This window comes from Luteitalea sp. (genome assembly GCF_044337415.1).
Classification (GTDB): Bacteria; Acidobacteriota; Vicinamibacteria; order Vicinamibacterales; family Vicinamibacteraceae; genus Luteitalea.
Genome location: NZ_JBIINP010000002.1, coordinates 55892 through 74657, shown reverse-complemented (window position 1 = coordinate 74657; position 18766 = coordinate 55892). Strand labels below are relative to the sequence as shown.

Here is an 18766-nt window from a genome sequence, read left to right as displayed (position 1 = left end):
GGGCAGAAGGCGAAAGGGTGAAGGGCGCAAGGACGAAGGCCGAAGGTCGACTGACGAAGGCCGGCGGGCGCGCATGGGCGCTCGTGCTCGTGGTCGTGCTCGGCGCGTTGATCTCGGCGCAGGCGCCGCAGCCGCGCGTCGCGCTCACCGACGTCACGCGTGCGTCGGGCATCGCCACGACCCACCAGAACGGGGCGGCGGGCCGCAAGTTCCTGCCCGAGACGATGGGCGCGGGCGCGGCGTTCCTCGACTACGACAACGACGGCGACCAGGACCTGCTGCTCGTCCACGGGCTGTTGCCCGGGGGCGGCGGCAACCGGTGGGCCACGCTCTATCGCAACGACGGCACGGGGCGATTCACGGACGTGTCGCTGGCGACAGGGCTGCAACCGAATACGGCTCAGGGCACAGGGCTCAAGGCGCAGGCAGCCTCGGCACAGGCTCAAGGCTCAGGGCTCAGGGCTCAGACCGCTTCAGCACAGGCTCAGGGCTCAGGGCTCAGGGCTCAGACAACCTCCGCAGGCGCCGCTTCTCCGGACCGCCAGATGCCGCCGGCCGACGTCCCGTTGCGCTACGGCATGGGCGTGGCCGCAGCCGACATGGACAACGACGGCTGGACCGACGTCGTGCTCACGTCGGTCGGCGGCATCACGCTGCTGCGCAACGAGCGCGGCCAGCGCTTCGCCGACGTGACCACGCGCGCCGGCCTCGCGGGGCATCGCGCGTTCAGCACCTGCGCCGTGTGGGTCGACGTCGATCGCGACGGGCTGGTCGACCTGCTGGTGTGCAACTACGTGCAGTGGACGCCGCAGACCGACCTGTACTGCAGCGCCGACGGCAAGCAGAAGACCTACTGCACGCCGCAGGCGTACCGCGGCAGCACGTCGTGGCTCTTCCGCAACCTCGGGCAGGGACGGTTCGCCGACGTCACGGCCCGGGCCGGGCTGTTCGACGTCACGGGCAAGGCGCTCGGCGCCACGGTGCTCGACCACGATGGCGACGGCTGGCCCGACCTGTTCGTCGCCAACGACACGGTGCCCAACCGCCTCTACCGCAACAACCACGACGGCACCTTCTCGGAACTCGGGCTCCAGAGCGGCGTGGCCTTCAGCACGGATGGGCGCGCGCGCGCCGGCATGGGCGTGGATGCCGCGGACGTGGACAACTCGGGGCGGTCCTCGGTGGCGGTGACCAACTTCTCCGGCGAGATGCTCGGTCTCTTCGTGCCTCAGGATGCCGGCGTGTACGTCGATGCCGCGCCCCAGTCCGCCGTCGGCCGCGCCACCCGGCAGACCCTGGGCTGGGGATGCTTCTTCTTCGACGTGAACCTCGACGGGTGGCAGGACCTGCTCGTGGTGAACGGGCAGCTCGACCCCGCGCTCGGCCGCGGGCCGGGGCAGGCCTCGCCGCCCCACCTGTTCGTCAACCGTGCGGGTGAGTTCGAGGACGTGGCGCCTCGCGCGGGCGACGCCTTCGCCGCCGCGCGTGTCGGGCGGGGGGCGGCGTTCGGCGACGTGGACGGCGACGGCGATCCCGACGTCGTGATTACCGCCAACGGCGGGCCGGTCCAGCTCTTCCGTAACGAGTCGAACCCGGTCCTGGCCGGGGTCAGGCTGCGGCTGCAGGGGACGCGTGCCAACCGCGACGCGGTCGGGGCGCGCGTGACCGGCCTGGCCAACGGACGACGCGTGAGCCGCATGGTGCGCACCGGGTCGAGCTACCTGTCGCAGTCCGAGCTCGTGGTGAGCGTCGGGTTGGGCGGCGCGTCGGCGCTCGACGAGGTGGTGGTGGAGTGGCCGGGGCGCCCCCCCGAACGGTTGGGTCGGCTGGCGGCCGGTGCCCGATATGACGTGGTCGAGGGGCGGGGCGTGGTGGGCCGGACACCGTATCGCCGCTGATATAATGGGCGTTTGGGTCCGGTGAGACCGGCCCAGACCTACTGCCCATGACCTCCGACGAGCGCATCTCGGTGCGCGGCGCGCGCGTCCACAACCTCAAGAACATCGACGTCGATCTCCCGCGCGATCGCCTCGTGGTCATCACGGGGCTGTCCGGGTCGGGCAAGTCGTCGCTCGCCTTCGACACGATCTACGCCGAGGGCCAGCGGCGCTACGTCGAGTCGATGTCGGCGTACGCGCGACAGTTCCTCGAGCAGATGGAGAAGCCCGACGTCGACCTGATCGACGGGCTGTCGCCGGCCATCTCCATCGAGCAGAAGACCACGGCCTCCAACCCGCGGTCGACCGTGGGGACCGTCACCGAGATCCACGACTACCTGCGCCTGCTGTTTGCCAACCTGGGCCAGCCGCATTGCCCGAAGTGCGGGCTGCCGATCGCGAGCCAGTCGGTGGATCGCATCCTCGACCTGGCGCGCCAGTTCCCCGGCGACGAGCGCATCAACGTGCTCGCGCCGGTGGTGCGCGGCCGCAAGGGCGAGTTCAAGAAGGAACTGGCGGCCTGGCGGCAGCGCGGCTTCACGCGCGTGCGCGTCGACGGCGAACTCCGATCGCTCGAGGACGACATCGTCCTCGACAAGCGCCGCAACCACACGCTCGACGTCGTCGTCGATCGGCTGATCGTGAAGCCGGGGATGGAGCGGCGCCTGGGCGAGTCGATCGAGACGGCGCTGGCGCTGGCCAACGACCTCGTCGTCATCAACACGTGGGATGGTGGCGACCGCCTGTACTCGCGCCGGCTCGCCTGCGCCGATTGCGGCATCAGCGTGCCGGAGCTGACGCCGCGCGCGTTCTCGTTCAACTCGCCGCACGGGGCCTGCGGGCAGTGCCAGGGCCTGGGCGCCGTGTACGACTTCGACCCCGAGCGCGTGATCCCGGATGCCGGGCGATCGCTGGCCGAGGGGGCCGTGGAGCCGTGGGCCAAGGGCGACGTGCGGCTGGTGGGCGATGCGCTGGCGCGCCTGCACGAGGTGCACGGCATCGACCCGACGGTGCCAGTGCGCAAGCTGTCGAAGAAGGCCCGCGAGATCCTCCTGCTCGGCGCCCCGGGCGCGCAGGCGCCGACCGGGCGCAAGAAGAAGGTGGCCGCCGACCCGTTCGGCGCCGACTTCGAGGGCCTGCTCCCCAACCTGCGTCGCCGCTACGACGCGGGCACGTGGAGCGAGCGCGAGGCGCTGGAGCCGTACCGCGCGCTGTCGACCTGCCCGTCGTGCGAAGGCGCGCGCCTGAAGGCCGAGAGCCGCGCCGTGCGCGTCAAGGGACACACGATCGTCGAGCTCACGTCGCTGCCGGTGAGCGAGTCGTCGCAGGTCTTCGACGGCCTCGAGCTGGCGCCGCGCGAGGAGCTGGTGGCGGGCCGCATCCTGAAGGAGATCCGCGAACGGCTGCGGTTCCTCAACGACGTGGGCGTCGGGTACCTGACGCTGGCGCGGTCGGCCGTGACGCTGTCGGGTGGGGAAGGGCAGCGCATCAGGCTCGCGACGCAGATCGGGTCGAGCCTCAGCGGCGTGTTGTACGTGCTCGACGAGCCCTCGATCGGGTTGCACCAGCGCGACAACCGGCGCCTGCTGCAGACGCTCGAGCGGCTGCGCGACCTCGGCAACACCGTGCTCGTGGTGGAGCACGACGAGGAGACGATCCGCACGGCGGACTACCTGGTCGACCTCGGCCCCGGCGCAGGCGAGCACGGCGGCGAGCTGCTGTTCCAGGGCACGCCGGCCGAACTGCTCGCGAGCCAGGATGCGAGCGTCACCGGCATGTACCTGCGTGGCGAGAAGACGATTGCGCGGTCTCGCGTGCGTCGTACGGCCGGCAAGGCCGCGCTGCGCATCACGGGCGCGCGCGAGCACAACCTGCAGGACCTCGACGTCTCGTTCCCGCTCGGCACGTTCATCGCCGTCACCGGCGTCAGCGGCTCGGGCAAGAGCACGCTCGTCAACGAGATCCTGTACAAGCGGCTCGCGAAGGAGCTGTACCGGGCCGTGGACACCCCCGGGGCCCACGACCGCGTCGATGGCCTGCAGCACATCGACAAGGTCATCCAGATCGACCAGTCGCCCATCGGGCGCACGCCGCGCAGCAATCCCGCGACCTACATCGGGCTGTTCACGTTCCTGCGCGACCTGTTCGCGATGCTGCCCGAGTCGCGCCAGCGGGGATACAAGCCCGGCCGCTTCTCGTTCAACGTCAAGGGCGGCCGCTGCGAGGCCTGTCAGGGCGATGGCGTGATGGCCATCGAGATGCACTTCCTGCCCGACGTCTACGTCACGTGCGAGCAGTGCAAGGGGCGACGCTACAACCGGGAGACGCTCGAGGTACGGTACCGCGGCAAGTCGATTGCCGACCTCCTCGAGCTGACGGTCGACCAGGCGCTGCCGCTCCTCGAGAGCTTCCCGTCGATCGCCAACAAGCTGCGGACGCTGCAGCAGGTCGGGCTCGGGTACATCGAGCTCGGGCAGTCGGCCACCACGCTGAGCGGCGGCGAGGCCCAGCGCGTCAAGTTGGCCAAGGAACTGTCGCGGCGCGGCACGGGCCGCACGCTCTACATCCTCGACGAGCCGACCACGGGCCTGCACTTCGAGGACGTGGCCAAGCTGCTCGACGTGCTGCACCAACTGGTGGACCAGGGCAACACCATCGTCGTCATCGAGCACAACCTCGACGTCGTCAGGTCGGCCGACCACGTGATCGACCTCGGCCCGGAAGGCGGCAGCGGCGGGGGGCGCATCGTGGCGCAGGGGACACCCGAGCAGGTGGCACGGGTCAAGGGGTCGCACACGGGGGCGTTTCTGGCCGAGGGGACACCCGCCCCTACAGGCCGCGGGCGCCGGAGCAGAGACGAGAGTGTGGTTGCATAGCCACACTCAGGCGCGGCTGAGCGTGTCACGAGCGCAACAGTGACATCGGGAGAGCATGGGGTCGACGCTCGTATACGTCACTCAAGTCGTTGCAACGTATTGGTTTATGGAATTGTTTTCGAAACGGACCGTCGCGGTATCAGTCTTGCTTGTAGAGGGCCGGCAGCAGTGCGGTGCCCCTAGATCTGAGAGCTGAATGACTTCGCAGCGGACTCTTCGTCGTTCCATCACCTGCGCCGGGATTGGCCTGCACTCGGGTCATCGCGTCACCTTGACGCTTCGACCTGCTCCCGCCGACTACGGCATCCGGTTCCGTCGCGCCGATCTCGGGGGCCTCGAGATCCCGGCCCGCGTCGAGCACGTCGCCAGCCTGAACTACGCCACCGGCCTGTCGTTTGCCGGGGCCAGCGTCGAGACCGTCGAGCACCTGCTCGCCGCCCTCGTGAGCCAGGGCATCGACAACGTCGCCATCGAGCTGACGACCCCCGAGGTGCCCATCATGGACGGCAGCTCGGCGCCGTTCGTCTACCTGCTGCAGGAAGCGGGCATCAAGAAGCTGAGCGCGCCCCGCCGCTACCTGAAGGTGCTGCGTCCGGTGAGCCTGGCCAAGGGCGACAAGCACATCGCCATCTACCCGGCCGACGACTTCCGCATCAGCTACACCATCAGCTTCGATCACCCGCTGCTCCGTCACCAGAGCCGCTCGATGGTGATCACCCCCGATTCGTTCGCCGAGGAACTCGCGCCGGCGCGCACCTTCGGGTTCCTGAAGGACCTCGAGATGCTCCGCCAGCAGGGCCTGACCCTCGGCGGGTCCCTCGACAACGCGGTCGTGCTCGGCGAGACCGGCGTGCTCAACAACACGCTGCGCTTCGAGGACGAGTTCGTCCGCCACAAGATTCTCGACGCCATCGGCGACCTCGCCCTCGTGGGCGCGCCGATCATCGGCCACGTTGTCGCGCACCGCGGGGGCCATGCGCTCCACACGGCGCTCGGCACCGCGCTCCTCGAGCAGCGCGATGCGTGGACCTACGTCGAGGTCCCGCAGGCCGCCACCGACGTCGTGGGCGTGCCCGTGACGGTCGTCAGCTAGGCAGACAGCACCCGGGCGGCCATGAGGCCGTCAGGACGGACGAGGCGGCTCCGCGGAGCCGCCTTTTTCGTTGCTGCCATCAGAGGTAGGGCGCGGTGTCTCACCGCGCCGTTGGTCCGGCCACGGGTACGGTGTCCGCGCGTTAACGGTCCACCCCCGGCCGACGTCCCTCTTCAGACACGTGTCCCTTCCGCCCGCCTCCCGCGGGGCGTCGCGCTCGGCTGCGTGGACGCCATCCGATGATGTGCCCCTGGTCCTGGCGGCGCAGGCGGGTGACGTTGCCGCCTTCGACAGCCTGTACCGTCGCCACGCGCGCGTCGTCCACGGCGTGCTCCTCGGCCGCGTGTCTCGCGAGGTCGTCGATGACCTCGTGCAGGAGGTCTTCATCGCCGCGTGGAGGCAACTGGGCGCGCTGCGCGACCCCGCGGCGTTCGCCGGGTGGGTCATGACCATTGCCCGGCACCAGCGCGTGGACCAGGCACGGCGCCTCGCCCGGGCGCCGCGCACGGACGAGTCGCTGGACCGGGAGCCGCCCACCGCTGCCCACCGCACCGACGACAGCGAAACGGCCGCCATCGCCCGCCTCGAGGCGGCGCGGGCCCTCGCGGCGATTCGCCAGTTGCCCGAGGCCTATCGCGAGTCGCTCGTCCTCAGGCTCGTCGAGGGCCTGACGGGGCCGGAGATCGCAGCGCGGACCGGCCTCACGCCCGACTCGGTGCGCGTCAACCTGTGCCGGGGGATGAAACTGCTGCGGCAGGCGCTCGAGCCGGCGCCAGCCGGGAGGCCGCTGTGAACACTGATCCGCTCGACGACGAGTCGTATCTCTGGGACGGCACGGGGCCTGTCGACGCCGACGTAGCGCAACTCCAGGCCCTGCTGGCCCCGCTGGCGGCGCCGCCGCCCGACGACCTGCCGCGCCTGTCCCTGCCCGTCTCCGCTCCCTTGACGCGCGTGCCGTGGCGGTCCTGGCTGGCCGCGGCCGCGGTCGCCGTGGTCTCGCTGGGGGCCGCGTGGCTCGCGCCCCGCGGCACCGGGGGCGGCGATCCCTGGCGCGTCGCCCGGGTGGAAGGCACGCCGACCATCGGGGCGGCTCCGCTCGCCCGTCACTCGGCGGTGGCCGCCGGGCGATGGCTCGACACCGACGCCACATCCACGGCGGTCATGTTCGTGGGGAAGATCGGCCGTATCGAGGTCGCGCCCGGGTCGCGCTTGCGCGTGCGCACTGCCGCGCCCGGGGACCATCGCGCCGAACTCGTGCGCGGCACCATCGAGGCCCAGATCTGGGCGCCGCCCGGGCAGTTCGTCATCGACACGCCGTCGGCGACGGCGATCGACCTCGGGTGCGCCTACACGCTCACCGTGGACGCACAGGGGCGCGGACTGATCACGGTCCAGGGCGGTTGGGTCGGCTTCGAGTACGACGGCCGTGAGGCGTTCATCCCGGCGGGCGCGACGGGCCGGACCTATCCCGGTCGTGGGCCCGGCATCCCCTCGTATGTCGAGGCCAGCGCGGCGCTTCGCGAGGCTGTCGACGTACTCGACCTGGCTGGCGATGCGGCGGCTCAGGCGGTGCCGCTCGCCGTGGTGCTGCGCGAGGCGCGCCCGGAGGATGCCCTGACGCTGTGGCACCTCCTGACGCGCGTGGACCCGACGCTGCTGCCGCTGGTGGTCGATCGCCTGCACGCGCTCGTGGCCATGCCGCCTGGCGTGACGCGCGACGGCGTCATCGCCGGCGATCGCGCGATGCGCGATCTGTGGTGGGACTCGCTCGGCCTCGGCACGACGAGTTGGTGGCGCACCTGGCGGCAGCAGTGGAACGAAGGGCGTTGACGGACGGCAGGGGCATGCCTCATGCCTCATGTCTCATGACTCATTTCTCATGCGAAGGCAGAAGGCAGAAGGCGGAAGGCAGAGCGTCAGCACGCCCTGAGCGCCAAGCCCCAAGCCCCAAGCCCCAAGCCCCAAGCCCCAAGCCCCAAGCCCCAAGCCCCGTTAACGTTCCTCGATCCGTGTCGTCCTTCCTGCACGTTCGCACCCTTTGCAGGAGGACATCTGATGATCAAGGCCGTCGCCTCGTCGTTCGGTTCTGTGGCGCTCGTCGCCGCGCTGCTCTTCACCACGCCCACGCCGTCGCTCGCGGGGCCACCGCTCATCTGCCATCCGTTCGACATCGGCACCGCGGCCTCGCTGCCGTTCGGCTCCAACGCCGAGGGCTGGCGCGGATGGAACGCGACGCTGAAGTCCTACGACCGCGCGCGGCTCGTTGCCGACACGCTTGCCCTGCTCACGCCGACCACGCCCGTCATCGTCCGCATGGAGACGCTGCGGCGCGCCTCCGCGTACGCGTCCGAGTCGCCCGCGCTGGCCGTGGCGCTGCTGAGTGCCGTGGAGGGGCGCGCGCCGAAGGCAGCGCGCACGAAGGCCGAGGCGCTCGCGCTGTTCGACGCGGGCTACCTCGTCGAGACGTACCGGCAGCTCGGCCACCGTGGCGTGGCCATGCGCGCGCCGATCGAGGGCAAGGATGGCTACGCGATGGTCCGCGCCGCCATGGCCGTCGTGCCTGCCGACGCCAGCATGCAGTTTGCCGCCGCGCTGATGACGACCACGCCCGACCAGAAGGCCGCGCATCAGCAGCACCTCGCGAAGGCGCGCGCCGCCGCGTCAGCCGACGCCCTGCTCGCACGCAACCTCACGACGCACTTCATGGGGGAGTGAGCCGCGCGCCTGGTAGGGCCGGTTGTCCCAACCCGGCCCGGGAGTGACGGGGCGAGCGCGCCAGGTCTCAGGCGACAGGTCTCAGGCTGGACGTCACTCGTGAGACGTGATGCCTGAGACGTGAGCAACCGAGACCGGGGCTGGGGACTCGGGGCTCGGGGCTTGGAGCTCGGAACGCGGCCACTCGCGGATCGGGACAGGGGCGGGGGCTCGGAGCCTGGAGCTCGGGAACGCGGGAACCCGGAGACCGTGACAGGGGTTGGCGCTCGGAGCTTGGGGCTCGGAACCCCGGGAACTCGCGGACCGGGACGGGGGCTGGGGCTTGGAGCCTGGGGCTCGGGAACTCGCGGGTTCGGGGCTCGGGAACTGGCCTGTCTGACCCTGCCCAGCCCCCAGCCCCCAGCTCCCAGCCCCTAACCCCTAGCCCCCAGCCCCCAGCCCCCAGCGCCTATTCGACGTGCAGTGCGCGCAGCGTGATCTCAGAGCCGCACGACTCGAACCAGTCGATGCCCTCGCTCACGAGGTCGAGCTTGAGGTGGTAGTGGCCCGGCGCCATCGGCGGGATCTCCAGGCGGAGGTCCTGCCAGGCGCCCGCGTCGACCGTGGCGGGCAACGAGGCGCGCACGAAGTCGCGGTCGCGCAGCTCGCGCTCCGCGTCGAGCAGCTGCGCGCCGACGCGGACCAGCCGACGCCCGTACGTCGCCGTGTGCGGGAACGCGCGTTGGCTCAGGTTGCGCACGCGCAGGTCGAGCGCCAGGGGCTGTCCCGCCGCGTGCACGATCGTCTCGTCGCGCGACGGGCCGCGCACTTCGATGCGGGCGCGCGGCGTAGTGCCGGGGATCGCGCTGCCGAGGTGGTTGTCGTCCCACACCTCGTGACGGATGCGCCGCCAGTCGTCGGTGCCCGGCGCGAAGCGACGCGAGTACGCGTGCTCCGGGTGATCGGTGATCTCCCAGCACAGGCGGTCGACGCCGATCTCGGCGGCGAGCCGGCGCGCGCGGGACATCTCGGCGTCGTTGTCGTTCCAGTTGAACAGGATGTAGCGCCAGTTCACGAACGGCACGTCGGTGCCGAGCTTCCGCTTCTCGTCCATGACGGCGCGGAGGTTCTTCATCACGTGCTCGAACTTCCCGCGCTGCCGGTACGTGGCGTACACGTCCTGCGACGCGCCATCCACCGAGAAGGTGAGCTCGTCGATCCCCGTGCGCACCAGGCGTCGCGCCGATTCCTCGTTCAGGGCGCCGCCGTTGGTCGACGTGTAGAGGTAGATGTGCGGGTGGTCGCGCTTGATGGTCTCGCACATCTCCACGGCGCGCTTGTGGAGGAAGGCCTCGCCGTAGTTGAAGAAGTCGACGCGCTCGAGCGTCGGGCCGACCTCGCCCAGGACGCGCAGGAACAGGTCGACGTCGAGCATGCCGGCCTGGCGCGTCTTGGTGATGCCGGTCTCGGGCGCGCAGCACGAGTCGAGGCACGACACGTTGCACGCCGCGGTGCTCTCGAAATACATGCGCGACGGCAGCGGCGACACGTCGAGCGGGCGCTGCGGCGGCATCTCGTCGTCGGCCAGCGGCAGCTTCAGCGGGCAGTCGCCGCAGAACGACGAGCCGCCCGCATTCAGCTCCTCGCGGAGCTTCGAGGCGGTCGGGCCGGTCCAGATCTGCGTGATGGTCTCGGTGCGCGCGTCGCCGAGCACGCGCTTGCCGTATGGGTCGGCGCAACCGCAGACCACGCGCCCGTCGCACAGCATGACGGCGGTGTTCCAGGGCCACGAGCAGCGATAACGGGTGGCGAGGTAGTTCTCAGACATCGGCAATTGCAGAATTGCACGGTTTCAGGATTTCGGGACCACCGCCAACCTCCGGGGCGCTGAAGCAGTGGTGAAATTCCGAAATTCCGAAATTCTGGAATTCTCCTGCGCTATTCCTCGTCCGGCAGCTTCTTCACGAGCGCGCCGAGGCGCTCGTTCTCGTAGGTGACCGTGTTGAGGAAGAGGCTCTCGATGAAGTACGCGCGCAGCTCCTCGGCCGACAGCTGGTCGGCCAGGTGCTGGATCTCGCGCATCATGTCCTCGTAGGTCCGCGCGAGCTCGTGCCGCACCGTGACCTCCTGGAACAGGGTCTCGACCACGGCGAGCAGGTCGCCGTCCAGCGGGATCTCGACACCGGTGCTGGTCTTGATGGCATTCATCGTCGCTAGCCTCCGAAGCTCGCCAGCGCGCTCGCGGCGTCGGGGTGCACCTCGATGATCTTCTGGGTGTTGGTCATCGTCAGCATCGTCTCGACGCGCTTCTGCAGGCCCGACAGCTTCAGCGTGCCCCCCGCGCCGGTCACCTGGCGATACAGGTCGACGAGGCAGCCGATGCTCGCGCTGTCGAGGTAGGTGACGGGCGTCAGGTCGATCAGCACCTTGCGCTGGCCCTGCTGCACCAGCCCACTGACGGTACTGGCGAAGTCCGGGAGGATCGGGTACAGCATCCGGGCCTCCTGGACCCGGACGACGGCCACGTCGCCGTGGTGCTCGGTCGTGAGGTTCATCGTCGATTGGCTCCGTTCCAGCGCTACTCGCGGCGACCGGCGATGGCGCGCCGCGGCGTGGAGAGGCCCGATTCCTGCAGACGGCGGATCTGCCGGGCAAGTTCCGTGCGTCCCCGGTTGATGCGGGACTTGACCGTGCCTTCCGGCAGGTCGAGCATGACCGCGATCTCCTGGTACGACAGTTCCTTGATGTCGCGCAGCAGCACGGCCGAGCGCAGCGTCGGCGCCAGGTGGGTGAGGGCGAGCCGCAGGAGCGCCCGCTGGTCCTCCCGCTCGATGCCGGCCAGCGGCCCGGGCTCGGCCTTGGTCGCCGTGCCCATCTCGCGCGAGTCCACGTCGCGCGAGATCGTCTCGCGTTCCTTGCGGATGCTGCGGTAGTGGTCGATGCACAGGTTGCGGCTGATGCTGATCAGCCACGTCTGGAAGTTCGCCCGGCGGTCGAACGTGTGCAGCGACTTGAAGATCTTGACGAAGATGTCCTGCGTCAGGTCCTCGGCCTCGTCGTGCTTGCCGGTGAACTTGTACGCGACGTTGAACACCTTGCGCCAGTGCTGGCGCACGATCTGGGCCCAGGCATCCTGATCCCCCGCGAGGCACTGCTCGATGAGCGCATCGATGCCGGACGGGGGTTGGGTGGTGTCGGAAGTCATCGGGCCGGGACGGGTCGCATGATATCAGGGGAGTCCACCTCCGGCGTATGATCCTCGCCGTGGCGGCATCCGACACCACGCACGCACCCGTCTTCGCCCTCGACACCACCCCGCTCCCGGCCATCGCGGCGGCCGAGGGCACGCCCTGCTACGTGTACAGCGGCCCGGTCGTCTCGGCCCGCCTGGCGGCGTTGCGCGACGCCTTCGCGGCCTGCGGCCATCCCTGGGCCCTCCACTACGCGCTCAAGGCCAACTCGTCGCTCGGCATCGCGACGCTGGTGCGGAAGAGCGGCGTGGACGCCGACGCCAACTCCATCGGCGAGATCCGCCTGGCGCTGCGAGCCGGATTCCGGCCGGATCAGGTGGTGTTCACGGGGGTCGGCAAGTCGCCCGCCGAACTGGCCGACGCCGTCGCCCTCGACCTCAAGGCCATCAACGCGGAGTCGGCAGGCGAGCTCGACCGCCTCGACGCGATCGCCCGCAGCCAGGGCCGCCGCGCGCGCGTCGCCCTGCGCGTGAACCCCGACGTCGACGCGCAGACGCACGCCCACATCACCACTGGCCTCAAGTCGAGCAAGTTCGGCGTGCCGATCGACGATGCGGCCGGCATCCTGCGGGCGCGCCGCGACGCCGCCGGGCTCGAGATCATCGGCCTGCACGTGCACGTCGGCTCCCAGATCACGTCGCTCGGGCCGTTGTGCGCCGCGGCGCGCAAGGTGGCCGACCTGGCCGTCGCCCTGCGGGCCGAGGGCTTTCCGCTGTCGCATCTCGACCTCGGCGGCGGGCTCGGCATCGTGTACGACGGCGGCGAGGTGCCCACCTTCGACGCCTTCGCGCAGGCCCTCGTGGAGGTGGCCAGACCCACCGGCCTCACGCTCATCGTCGAGCCGGGCCGGACGGTGGTCGGGCCCGCGGGCGTGTTGCTGGCGCGGGTGATCGACGTGAAGCCGCACGCCGGCGGCGGGCGCTTCGTGGTGCTCGACGCGGGCATGACCGAGCTGATGCGGCCGGCGCTGTACGGCGCCTACCACCGCATCGTGCCCGTCGAGCCGAGCGACAGGCCCCTCGTGCCGTGCGACGTCGTCGGACCCGTCTGCGAGAGCAGCGACAGCTTCGGTCGCGTGCGCGAGCTGCCCGATCCGCAGGTCGGCGACCTCATGGCCATCATGGACGCCGGTGCCTACGGCGCCGTGATGTCCAACACCTACAATCGTCGTCCGCTGCCGCCCGAGGTGCTGGTGGAAGCCGACGGCACATGGCGCACGCTGCGCCGCCGCCAGACGTTCGACGACATGCTGGCGCTCGAGCAGGCATGACCCGCGGGCAGCTCATCGCATTCGAAGGACTCGACCAGTCCGGCAAGCAGACACAGGCCCTGCGCCTGCGTCAGGCTCTCGAGGCCGACGGCCTCACGGTCGTCAGCTTCGACTTCCCTGATTACGCCACGCCGATCGGCGCCGAGATCGGCGCCCGCCTGCGGGGGGAGCGCACCTTTCCTCCCGATTGCCTGCAGTTGCTGTACGTCGCCAACCGCTGCGAGCATCGCCCCGCGATCGAGGCGGCCCTGGCGGCCGGCCAGTGGGTGGTCTGCGATCGCTGGGTGGCGTCGTCGGTGGCCTACGGCGAGGCGCAGGGTCTCGACCCGGAGTGGCTGGGCCTGATCCAGCGCGTGCTCCCGCCGGCCGACATGACGGTGCTGCTCGACATCGCGCCCGAGGTTGCGGCGAACCGCAAGCAGCAGCACCGCGACGCGTTCGAGCAGGACCTCGGCCTCCTCGCCCGCGTGCGGGCCAGCTACCTGCGCCAGGCCGGGGCGACGCCCGGCTGGCACGTGGTGGATGCGGCGCGCGACCGCGACGATGTCACGGACGCCGTGCGCCGGATCGTGCGCGGGGCGTGATCGGGCCGACCACCTCGACCTTCACGGGGACGCCCTCGATCGAGGCCGGCAACCGTCCCGCGGCGCGCGGCGCCGCGGCGACGTTCACCTTGACGGCGTACTCGCCATCGACGCGCGTGATGCCGACCGCCGCATCCTGACCGGCCGCTTCCAGGCGCTGCTGCGTGGCGCGCTTGGCCACCCGGGCCTGCTCGAGCGAGATGTGCGCCATGGCCCCATCTTGACGCCGGCGCCGCGCTACGACAAGAGCGACGCGCCCAGCGCTGCCAGAACGGGGTGGATGGGATTGGCGTAGGTCAGCCCCTGGCCGTTGCGCCCGCCATCGTCGCTGCCGGCAAAGAGCAGCGCCACGGCCTTCATGTCCTGGTCGACGATGAGCGAGCCGCTGTCGCCGCCGTCGCTGAACGGCCCACGCCCGGTGCCCTCGACCTCGATCTGTCCGTCGAAGCGCACGTTGCCGATCTCGTAGCCCACGACGATGTTGTCGAGATCGAAGGCCGTGACGCGGCCGCGCGTGGCGCCCGTGGTGCGCCCGACCTTGTAGACGACCTCGCCCTCGTCGATGAACTCGGGCCCCAGCCCGGCCAGCATGCGATTCCGGCCACGGACCAGGCCGCGCAGGAGGAGGGGCTCGAACTCGACGCCCGCGCCCACCCGCGCCAGGGCCGCGTCGACGGCATTGGCGCCTCGCGTCCTGAACTTCACCCATCGCCCGAGTGTGGCGACGCCGTCCCTGGTGACACGGCCACCGTCGAGCATGCCGGGTTGGACGATGGTGTCGCCGGTCGTGCCGAGGTCCTCGTTGGCGAGCACGTGGTTGTTCGACAGGATGTGGACCGCGCCACGGGCCCGCACGAACGCGCCGATGGTCCCGGCGGTGACGTCCACGTGGCCGATCGAGCCGCCGATCAGCAACGGCCGCAGGCGCGACTGGTACCACGGTGTCGCGGCCCTGGCTGTCGCGTCGCGCTTGTCGATGCGGCCCACGATCCGGACGTCGGCCTCGCCGCGCGCACGGGCGACGATCCGTTCGACGAGGGCGCTGTGCTTCAGGGAGGGCCGCTGGATCCGGACGGCCAGGCGGAACTGGCGGTCGTGCCTGGAGACGCCCAGGGCAATCGACCGCTGTGTCGCCGACACGGCGCCGAGCGGGCGCGCCCGCACGCCGAAGGTGGCGTCTGGGCCGACGAGCCCCTCCACCGTCGAGACCGCCCGCGCGCCGGCGCTGCGCATCCTGTTGGCCTCGCGCGCGAACGGTTCGACGACATCGCCGAGCAACTCCGCCTTCAGGCTCCGAGCCGAGTCCAGCCGCATGTGACCTCCAGAGCGGTCCGGCCGTGATGACCGGTCACTGTCGAAGAACGTCAGCGCTCGTCAGTTCGCACACGCAGGATGGTCGAGGCCGCTCGCGCAGCGGCCTTCGCGACCATGCGCGCGGCTACTTCCAGGAGGACAGGTTCTCGGCCTTCACCGGCAGGTCCCAGTGCGCCTCCAGCAACTCGAAGCGGCGCTGCTCCTCCGCGTTGAAGCGCGCCCGGTCCGGGTACAACTCCTTGAGGATCGCGCTGTTGTCGAATGGCGCGAACGCCGTGGCGGCGTCCTTGAAGGTGATCGTCACCCGCATGTCCCAGCGGCCGTCCTCGGTGCCGTGGTAGACGGGATAGTCGATGGTCACCTTCAGGATGCGCCCGATCGCCTGCTCCTTCATGAGCACCGGGTAGTGGTTCTTCTTGAACAGCACCTTGAACTCGTCGAAGGCGCCCCAGCGGGTCTTGTAGTAGTACTCGACCACGAACGGGCCGGCCGTGGTGGCGCCGGCGGTCTGGGCCTGCGCGACGGCGAGCGGCGCGGCTGCGGACAGGAACGCGAGGGTGAGCGCGAGCGAGCGGAGTGGACGCATCGGTGAGAGTCTCCTGCGGCCAAGTGTAGACGTCGGACGCGGCGGGCCGGCGAGGGTTGTCCGTCATGGGCGCGTTCCGCAGCCGCGTCATTCCCGGAGCAGCGCTACCGTTCGGCGCGAGCAATCACGGCGGCGCGCACCTCGCGCGCCCCGGCCTCTCTGAGCACCTGCGCGCACGCCGAGAGCGTGCCGCCCGTCGTGATGACGTCGTCCACGAGCAGGACGCGCGCGCCGGCGACCGAGGCGCGGACGGCCGCGGCTCCGCGCGCCGTGAACGATGGCCAGAGACCCACGGTGCCGTGCACGTTGCCCCGCCGCGCCTCGGCGGGCAGCCCGGCCTGCGCCGGCCGCCAGCGCAGGCGCGCGAGCGGGTGCGCCACGGGCGCCCCGAGGGCGCGTGCCACGCGTTCGGCCTGGTTGAAGCCGCGCGTCAGGCGTCGCCACGGGTGCAGCGGCACGGGCACGACGATGTCGACGCTGTCGAGGTGGAGGTGCGGATGTGTGGCCAGGTGCGCCGCCAGGCGAGGGCCGAGCGTCTGGTGACCACCGTACTTGAAGGCCTGCACGATGGCGCGCATCGGGCCGTCGTACCGTGCGGCACAGGCCACGGAGGAGACGTGCGGGGGGAGGTCGGCGCACCGGCAGCGCGCGTAATCGGGCCGGGGCAACCCGCACCCGCGGCACAGCGGCGGGGCGTACCACGGTACGGCCTGCCAGCACGCATCACACACCGGTCCCGCGGTGGGACACGCGAGTGGCCTGCTGCACGCGACGCACGCCGGCGCGATCAGCAGCGCCAGCGCGGCATCGAGCAGGCCCGGCGTCGCCGGGTCAGCGTGCGTCGACGGCCAGTTCGGTGCGGGGGGCGGTGCCCCAGAGCCGGTCGAGCGCGTAGAACTCGCGCGTGTCCGGCGTGAAGACGTGGACGATGAGGTCGAAGTAGTCGAGGAGGATCCACTCGGCACGGTCGTAGCCCTCGACGTGCGCGGGTCGATGTCCCTCGGCCTTCAGCTTCTCCTCGATCGCATCGGCGATCGCCTGCACCTGGCGGATGTTCGTGCCGGTGCAGATCAGGAAGAAGTCGGCGAAGGCGCCGACGCCCCGCAGGTCCATCAGGGTGACCCTGGTGGCCTTGCGATCGAGCGCCGCGTCCACCGCGGCGCGGACGTCGTCCGGGATCGGGCCCGAGTCGTGCTCGGCCCGCTGCGCGTCAGTTCTCGCCATGCAAGCGTCTCGCCGCCGGTGTGGGGGTGTACAGGCCGTGCCGGCGGATGTGCGCGGCCACGGAGGCCGGCACGACGGCGCCGACCTCCTGTCCAGTAAGGACTCGTTGACGGATATCGGTCGACGACACGTCGGGAGTGTCGGCCTCGACCAGCCAGATGGCGCAGAATCCTTCGGAAATCGCCAGGTCGGCCCCGCCGTGGGCGGGCGCCGCCCTGAGGCGCGGCGCGACCGCCGGGTGCTGCCGCACCGCCTCGGGCAGCGCGTGCCCCGGGCGCGACACGACCACGAAGTTCCCGGCCTCGAGCACGTCGGGAAAGCGTCGCCAGGTTTCGATTCCTGCAAACGCGTCGACGCCGGTGATGAAGAAAATCTGCGATGGGGCGTGGCCGCGGGCCGCCAGGGCCTGGAGCGTGTCCCAGGTGAACGTCGGGCCCGGGCGCGCCAGTTCGAGGTCGCTCGCCGCCAGCAGCGGGTCGTCGGCGGCGGCGAGGGCGGCCATGGCGAAGCGGTGCCAGGGCGACGCCGTGGGCGCGGCCTTGTGTGCCGGCACGTGCGAGGGCATCAGCCACACGGCGTCCAGCGCGAGAGCCCGGGCGGCGGCATGGGCCGCGGCCAGGTGACCGAGATGCACTGGGTCGAGGGTGCCACCGAGGACCCCGAGGCGCAAGGGGGCCTCCCTCATGCGTCGTCGTCGGGCGCGGCCGGGCTGCTCCGCGAACGGCGCAGCGCCGCGAGCGATGACGACGGCGCCGGTGTCGGCGGCGGAGCGTCCCCGTCGATGACCGTGTCGTCGGTGGCCGCAGGCTCGGCGGGCGTCGGCTCCGGGAAGCCTTCGGCGCGAGCCGCGTCGATCTCCGCCCGCCTGGCGCGTTCGGCGGCGCGCTCGGCGCCGACGTGCTGCACGTACGGCCAGAGGGTCTCGAGCAACGCCGGCACGCCCTCGCCGGTGACGGCAGAGATCGCGTGGAACGTCAGGCCGAGGCCCTCCGCGTGTGCCCGGAGCGCGTCGAGTCGTGCGGGATCCTCGAGGATGTCGATGCGGTTGGCCGCGACCACCTGCGGCCGCGCGGCGAGCGGCAGCGCGTCGGGGTCGAGCGTGTCGGCATTGGGCACGTACCGCTCGAGTTCGCGCCTGATCACCTCGAGGTCGTCGACCGGGTCGCGCCCGGAGGCCTCGCTCACGTCGACCACGTGCAGCAGCACCTTCGTGCGCTCGACGTGCCCCAGGAACCGGTGGCCGAGCCCCTTGCCCTCGTGCGCGCCCTCGATCAGGCCGGGCACGTCCGCCATCACGAAGCTGCGGTCGCCGCTCAGGGCCACCACGCCGAGGTTGGGCACGAGCGTGGTGAAGGGGTAGTCGGCGATCTTGGGCTTGGCGGCCGACACGCGCGCGATGAGCGTGGACTTGCCGACGTTGGGGTAGCCGACGATCCCGACGTCGGCCAGCAGCTTGAGCCGCAACCTGATCTTGAAGACCTCGCCGGGTTGGCCGGAGTCGGCGCGGCGCGGCGTGCGGTTGGTGGACGAGGTGAAACGGGCATTACCGCGCCCGCCGCGTCCGCCCTTGGCCGCCTGCACGCGGTCGTCGACCATCGTGAGGTCCGCGAACTGGTGGGCGTGGCCGAATTCGTCGATCCGGTATGCGACCGTGCCGGGCGGCACGGGCAGCTCGAGGTCCTTGCCGGACTTGCCGGTGCGGAGCGAGCCTTCGCCGTTCCCGCCGCGCGGGGCGGCGAAATCGGGATGGAACCGGTAGCTGACGAGGGTGTTGTGGTGGGGGCTGGCGATCAGGTAGACCGAACCGCCAGCACCGCCATCGCCGCCATCGGGGCCGCCGCGGGGAATGAACTTCTCCCGGCGGAAGCTGATGGCGCCCCGTCCGCCGTCCCCGGCGCTGACGTCGATATCGACTTCGTCAACGAACATGCGGGGAT

19 protein-coding genes are annotated in these 18766 nt (G+C 71.0%); 8 read left to right on the top strand and 11 right to left on the bottom strand.

The genetic code is table 11. The annotated features are described in order from the left end of the window. Positions 1-17 precede the first annotated feature (17 nt). From ACIRDX_RS00710 to ACIRDX_RS00685, 6 genes are all read left to right on the top strand, one after another. Entirely contained in the window at positions 18-1898 is a 1881-nt protein-coding gene (locus ACIRDX_RS00710) for a CRTAC1 family protein (RefSeq protein ID WP_396623474.1), read from the top strand. A gap of 47 nt (positions 1899-1945) precedes the next feature. Beyond that, on the top strand, positions 1946-4813 hold the full coding sequence (gene uvrA / locus ACIRDX_RS00705) for an excinuclease ABC subunit UvrA (RefSeq protein ID WP_396623473.1): 2868 nt from the start codon (positions 1946-1948) through the stop codon (positions 4811-4813). A 196-nt stretch (positions 4814-5009) separates the two neighbouring features. Further along, entirely contained in the window at positions 5010-5906 is an 897-nt protein-coding gene (gene lpxC, locus ACIRDX_RS00700; protein WP_396623472.1) for a UDP-3-O-acyl-N-acetylglucosamine deacetylase, read from the top strand. Between the two features lie 181 nt (positions 5907-6087). Continuing rightward, the gene (locus ACIRDX_RS00695) at positions 6088-6699 is read left to right on the top strand and encodes an RNA polymerase sigma factor (protein WP_396623471.1); all 612 of its coding nucleotides are present in this window, start codon (positions 6088-6090) and stop codon (positions 6697-6699) included. Further along, complete coding sequence (locus ACIRDX_RS00690; RefSeq protein WP_396623470.1) at positions 6696-7736, top strand: hypothetical protein; 1041 nt, start codon at positions 6696-6698, stop codon at positions 7734-7736. Before ACIRDX_RS00695 ends, ACIRDX_RS00690 begins: the two co-directional genes overlap by 4 nt. A gap of 225 nt (positions 7737-7961) precedes the next feature. Next, a complete protein-coding gene (locus tag ACIRDX_RS00685) occupies positions 7962-8621 on the top strand; it encodes a hypothetical protein (protein ID WP_396623469.1) in 660 nt (219 codons plus the stop codon). Positions 8622-9069: 448 nt separating this feature from the next. On the opposite strand, the gene ACIRDX_RS00680 is transcribed toward ACIRDX_RS00685, so the two are convergent. From ACIRDX_RS00680 to ACIRDX_RS00665, 4 genes are all read right to left on the bottom strand, one after another. Beyond that, a complete protein-coding gene (locus ACIRDX_RS00680) occupies positions 9070-10428 on the bottom strand; it encodes a radical SAM protein (RefSeq protein ID WP_396623468.1) in 1359 nt (452 codons plus the stop codon). Positions 10429-10538: 110 nt separating this feature from the next. Continuing rightward, the gene (locus ACIRDX_RS00675; RefSeq protein WP_396623467.1) at positions 10539-10808 is read right to left on the bottom strand and encodes a hypothetical protein; all 270 of its coding nucleotides are present in this window, start codon (positions 10806-10808) and stop codon (positions 10539-10541) included. A gap of 5 nt (positions 10809-10813) precedes the next feature. After that, positions 10814-11155, bottom strand: coding sequence for an STAS domain-containing protein (locus ACIRDX_RS00670; RefSeq protein ID WP_396623466.1), 342 nt, complete (start codon positions 11153-11155; stop codon positions 10814-10816). Positions 11156-11178: 23 nt separating this feature from the next. Further along, entirely contained in the window at positions 11179-11805 is a 627-nt protein-coding gene (locus ACIRDX_RS00665) for an RNA polymerase sigma factor (protein ID WP_396623465.1), read from the bottom strand. 59 nt (positions 11806-11864) lie between these two features. Between ACIRDX_RS00665 and lysA the strand changes: the two genes are divergently transcribed. Continuing rightward, positions 11865-13121, top strand: coding sequence for a diaminopimelate decarboxylase (lysA, locus tag ACIRDX_RS00660; RefSeq protein WP_396623464.1), 1257 nt, complete (start codon positions 11865-11867; stop codon positions 13119-13121). Beyond that, entirely contained in the window at positions 13118-13705 is a 588-nt protein-coding gene (gene tmk, locus ACIRDX_RS00655; RefSeq protein WP_396623463.1) for a dTMP kinase, read from the top strand. Before lysA ends, tmk begins: the two co-directional genes overlap by 4 nt. Here tmk and ACIRDX_RS00650 read toward each other — a convergent pair. From ACIRDX_RS00650 to obgE, 7 genes are all read right to left on the bottom strand, one after another. Beyond that, complete coding sequence (locus ACIRDX_RS00650) at positions 13668-13916, bottom strand: hypothetical protein (protein WP_396623462.1); 249 nt, start codon at positions 13914-13916, stop codon at positions 13668-13670. The two genes, tmk and ACIRDX_RS00650, sit on opposite strands and share 38 nt — an antisense overlap. Positions 13917-13942: 26 nt before the next feature. Next, complete coding sequence (locus ACIRDX_RS00645) at positions 13943-15019, bottom strand: hypothetical protein (RefSeq protein WP_396623461.1); 1077 nt, start codon at positions 15017-15019, stop codon at positions 13943-13945. A 124-nt stretch (positions 15020-15143) separates the two neighbouring features. Next, positions 15144-15605 (bottom strand): hypothetical protein, encoded by a 462-nt coding sequence (locus ACIRDX_RS00640; protein WP_396623460.1) that lies wholly within the window; start codon positions 15603-15605, stop codon positions 15144-15146. Positions 15606-15709: 104 nt separating this feature from the next. After that, a complete protein-coding gene (locus ACIRDX_RS00635) occupies positions 15710-16183 on the bottom strand; it encodes a ComF family protein (RefSeq protein ID WP_396623459.1) in 474 nt (157 codons plus the stop codon). 253 nt (positions 16184-16436) lie between these two features. Next, entirely contained in the window at positions 16437-16829 is a 393-nt protein-coding gene (gene rsfS / locus ACIRDX_RS00630) for a ribosome silencing factor (protein ID WP_396623458.1), read from the bottom strand. Then, complete coding sequence (gene nadD / locus ACIRDX_RS00625; protein WP_396623457.1) at positions 16816-17499, bottom strand: nicotinate-nucleotide adenylyltransferase; 684 nt, start codon at positions 17497-17499, stop codon at positions 16816-16818. Before nadD ends, rsfS begins: the two co-directional genes overlap by 14 nt. An 11-nt stretch (positions 17500-17510) precedes the next feature. Continuing rightward, positions 17511-18758, bottom strand: a complete 1248-nt coding sequence (gene obgE / locus ACIRDX_RS00620; protein WP_396623456.1) for a GTPase ObgE — start codon at positions 18756-18758, stop codon at positions 17511-17513. Positions 18759-18766: the final 8 nt, after the last annotated feature.

Bases quoted from the DNA above. Each gene is read 5' to 3' on its own strand.
- uvrA (WP_396623473.1), top strand. From the start codon at position 1,946: ATGACCTCCGACGAGCGCATCTCGGTGCGCGGCGCGCGCGTCCACAAC.
- lpxC (WP_396623472.1), top strand. From the start codon at position 5,010: ATGACTTCGCAGCGGACTCTTCGTCGTTCCATCACCTGCGCCGGGATT.
- ACIRDX_RS00685 (WP_396623469.1), top strand. From the start codon at position 7,962: ATGATCAAGGCCGTCGCCTCGTCGTTCGGTTCTGTGGCGCTCGTCGCC.
- ACIRDX_RS00680 (WP_396623468.1), bottom strand. From the start codon at position 10,428: ATGTCTGAGAACTACCTCGCCACCCGTTATCGCTGCTCGTGGCCCTGG.
- ACIRDX_RS00675 (WP_396623467.1), bottom strand. From the start codon at position 10,808: ATGAATGCCATCAAGACCAGCACCGGTGTCGAGATCCCGCTGGACGGC.
- ACIRDX_RS00670 (WP_396623466.1), bottom strand. From the start codon at position 11,155: ATGAACCTCACGACCGAGCACCACGGCGACGTGGCCGTCGTCCGGGTC.
- ACIRDX_RS00665 (WP_396623465.1), bottom strand. From the start codon at position 11,805: ATGACTTCCGACACCACCCAACCCCCGTCCGGCATCGATGCGCTCATC.
- tmk (WP_396623463.1), top strand. From the start codon at position 13,118: ATGACCCGCGGGCAGCTCATCGCATTCGAAGGACTCGACCAGTCCGGC.
- ACIRDX_RS00650 (WP_396623462.1), bottom strand. From the start codon at position 13,916: ATGGCGCACATCTCGCTCGAGCAGGCCCGGGTGGCCAAGCGCGCCACG.
- ACIRDX_RS00645 (WP_396623461.1), bottom strand. From the start codon at position 15,019: ATGCGGCTGGACTCGGCTCGGAGCCTGAAGGCGGAGTTGCTCGGCGAT.
- ACIRDX_RS00640 (WP_396623460.1), bottom strand. From the start codon at position 15,605: ATGCGTCCACTCCGCTCGCTCGCGCTCACCCTCGCGTTCCTGTCCGCA.
- ACIRDX_RS00635 (WP_396623459.1), bottom strand. From the start codon at position 16,183: ATGCGCGCCATCGTGCAGGCCTTCAAGTACGGTGGTCACCAGACGCTC.
- rsfS (WP_396623458.1), bottom strand. From the start codon at position 16,829: ATGGCGAGAACTGACGCGCAGCGGGCCGAGCACGACTCGGGCCCGATC.
- obgE (WP_396623456.1), bottom strand. From the start codon at position 18,758: ATGTTCGTTGACGAAGTCGATATCGACGTCAGCGCCGGGGACGGCGGA.